Below are 3,096 nucleotides of genomic sequence, written 5' to 3'. Positions count from 1 at the left end.
GTCGTCGACGGATCCAGCTCTTGATCCGGATGCCGTGACGGGCGATGGCGTTCAACTCTGTGCAGGTAGCTCAGTCCCTATGCGGCAAGCCATCTTCTGGACACACTATCTAATTGTTGGGACGTGGGGCAGGACTTGAACCTGCGAAGCTTGCGCGGGCAATCGCGCCGTCGTAGCCAACACGACCACCCCGATGTTGCGGCCGCGGCGGGTTGGTTTGTGCATGTAGTTCTCCTGTATGTGTGGCTGGGGACGTTGACTGTAACCAGTCAGAGGGTCTCCCTGTGGATCATGCTGCTTGGGGTGGCATCCAGGGGTTGGCGGACAGAGCGTCGCGGATGGCGTCGATGGGTCGGCGTCCGTGGTTGCGGGCGCTGACGAGGTAGGACCGGATCCGGCAGTGGCGTTGCAGGGTGGCCAGGGTGCGCCAGCAGCCTTGGACCTTGGCGGCGAGTTTGAACCCGCGGATCGCCGATTCCGACCCGTTGTTCGTGGCGGGGACGTCGAGTCGGGTGGTGAACAGCCACACCTGCTCGGCCTTGCGCCTGAGCCGTCGCGCGAGTTGCAGGCCGGGATGGTTGCCGTTGTGCCAGGGCCGGGACAGGTTCGTGGAGATCCCGACGTTCACGCCGTTGTCGTAGCGGCGGCGTAGCCGACCGAGTAGTTCGGTGTCCAGGTCGGTTCGGCCTTCGGCGCGGGCGGTGTTGATCTCGTGGATCGCCGCGCGGAGGGCGTCGGCGACCTGGCGGGCCCAGGCCTGGACGTCGGTGTCGATGGCGTGGGCGTCGTCGAGGTAGCGCAGCACGTGGCTCAGGCATTGCTGAACGCCGGCCAGGTCGGCGTCGTAGCTGGTGTAGCCGCCGTAGTCGTCGCGGACCAGCACCCCGCGGAACGCGTTCACGATCCCGAACGCGTTGATCGAGGTCTTGGTGCGGTCCCCGGCCGCGCCGTACCAGACCAGGTCCGCGCCCCCGCCGGTGTAGGCCCGCATCGTGCGCACGGTGTACACGTGCGGGTTGTGGCAGTCCGAGTCGCTGCCCGCGGCCGCGGCAGTAGCGGTGGCCGCGGCAGAAGTCGTGGCCGCAGCGGCAGCAGCGGTGGCCGCGGCGGCGGTGGCGGCGGTGGCGGCGGCGGTGGCGGTCAGCGGGGCGGGGGTTTCGTCGGTGCCCAGCACGTCCTGGGCGTGCAGCGCCGTCTTGAGTGTTTCCTCGAATCCGGCGGTGGTCAGCGCATCGTCCAGCCGGGTCAGGCAGGAGGAGATGAACCCGGTGGACACCGCCACCCCGAGCAGCGCCGACATCAAGTCGGCGGTGCGTTCGATGCCGAGCACGTCCTGGCTGGCCAGCAGGGTCGCCGCGGCGGTCACGTTCGGGCCGTAACAGGTCGGCCCGCCCCGCACCCCCGCCGGTAGAGCGGCGGTGGTGGCGTGCCCGCAGCCGCAGCGGCGGCGCATCATCTGGTACTCGGTCACCGCCATCGAGAAGGCGGGTAGGTCGAACACCTGCACCCGGGACGCGACCGTGCCCGGCGCGCCGGCCAACCCGCCACCGCAGCCCCCGCAGCACGACGGCTCGACCGGCTCCCGGTGGTCGGGGGTGGCCACCGGCGCCAGACCGCTCCCGCGATGCCCCCGCTGCCCACCCTGCTTACGCCCCGCCCGGCCCGCCGCCCTATCAGCCCCCGCGGATGGCAGCCGGTCCTGGGACTGCTCGGCCTGCTGGCCGGCCGAACGCCTGCCCGCCTTCGCCTTGGCCTTCGCGGCCGGCCCGTCCGTGCTCGGCGGCTGCGAGGAGTTCGAGGAGTCCCGGCCCAACTGCCGCCGCAACGCCTCCACCTCGACCCGCAACGCCTCGATCAACACAGCCTGCTCGACCAGCTGGGCGGCCTGCTCGGCCACCAAAGCCGCCAACTCCTCATACGAGGGCGTCACCGGCGGCTCGGACACCGGCGGAGTCAAGCATGATCAAACAGCGGACACCAGCACCGACACGCTGCAGGTCAGCCAGGGGCCTGACTGGTTACCTGGCAGTCGAGCACGGCCAGCCCCGAGACGACGACCAGGCCGTTCGTGCGGTCGTCACCGCTCATGGTCAGCTCGACACCCTTGCTGCGCTTAAGGGTCACCGAGTAGGCGTAGTCCTGGTCGTCAAAGGTGAACTTCTCCTCCTGGTCGGGGCCGATCAGGAGGATCGCCGCAGGCTCCTCGAAGTGCACCTGCTCGTTGCACTCGATCTCACGCCCGCCCTGCAAATGGACGAGGTCGACCCTGCGGCGGGTCAGCACGTCCCGAAGCGAGAAGTTGTCGGCCACGGCACGGATGACGGTCCGGTAGTGCGAGACGGTCGCGTTCGGGTTGTCGACGACGATGGTCACCCGGCTGCCGTTCTTGGCGATGCCCAGCCGCTCGTGGTCCGCCTCGGTTGCCGGCCGGTCCCCGCCGTTGTCGTCGAAGAGGAAGCCGCCGTCCGTTCCGCGGAACAGGTCGATGCGGGTGAGCCGGCCGTCCTTGACGGACTCGATCCAGCCGTGCCCGAGCCCGAAGACGGCCTGCTTGAGCCCGCGCCCGAAGTAGCCGCGGCCGTCGCCCTCCCCGCGGGACAGGGGGCTGTGGGCGCCGCCGTAGGTCAGGACGGCTGAGGCCCGTTCGAAGGACATGCCCTCCGCCTGGTCGGTGACGTCGAGCACCGCGCCGGACAGGTGCCGCTCGTAGCGGACCTTGACGTGCCCACTTACCTGAGCACCGCCCTGCTCCAAGCGGGAGTAGCTGTCGTCGCAGTTGGTGATCAGCTCGACGAGCGCTTTCTCGATCGAGGCGAAGCGCCGCGAGTCGATGCCGATCACGCGCTGCGCTATGGGGATGGCGGCGACTGTCATGATTCCCTGCCTCGGACCGGCGGTGGCCGTTTCTCCGAGCGTACGGGCCTGCGGCCGGGCCGCGCGGAAGGCGAACTGCCCGTTCTGGCCAGGACTTCGGTCTCGGTTCGGCGCCTCGTGACCGTCGGGGCTAAAGGTGCCTACCGGGGCGGTTCGCGACCGGCGAGGCCGCACCCGCCGCCACAACCGGCGGATCTCGCGTACCCTGCCCATCCGATAGGT

At 69.7% G+C, this 3,096-nt stretch carries 2 protein-coding genes; both read right to left on the bottom strand.

Going from position 1 to position 3,096, the window contains the following annotated elements; translation table 11 throughout:
• Positions 1 to 289: 289 nt before the first annotated feature.
• Positions 290 to 1,945 (bottom strand): IS66 family transposase, encoded by a 1,656-nt coding sequence (gene tnpC, locus VFO68_RS09705; RefSeq protein WP_325157866.1) that lies wholly within the window; start codon positions 1,943 to 1,945, stop codon positions 290 to 292.
• A 53-nt stretch (positions 1,946 to 1,998) separates the two neighbouring features.
• Positions 1,999 to 3,096: ATP-binding protein (locus tag VFO68_RS09700; protein WP_325157865.1), on the bottom strand; the 1,098-nt coding region annotated here is incomplete at its 5' end.

Origin of the sequence: Actinophytocola sp. (genome assembly GCF_035712165.1) — a bacterium.
Taxonomy (GTDB): Bacteria; Actinomycetota; Actinomycetes; order Mycobacteriales; family Pseudonocardiaceae; genus DASYTH01.
The sequence above is the reverse complement of the archived record's forward strand: the minus strand, read 5'-3'. Positions and strand labels throughout refer to the sequence as shown.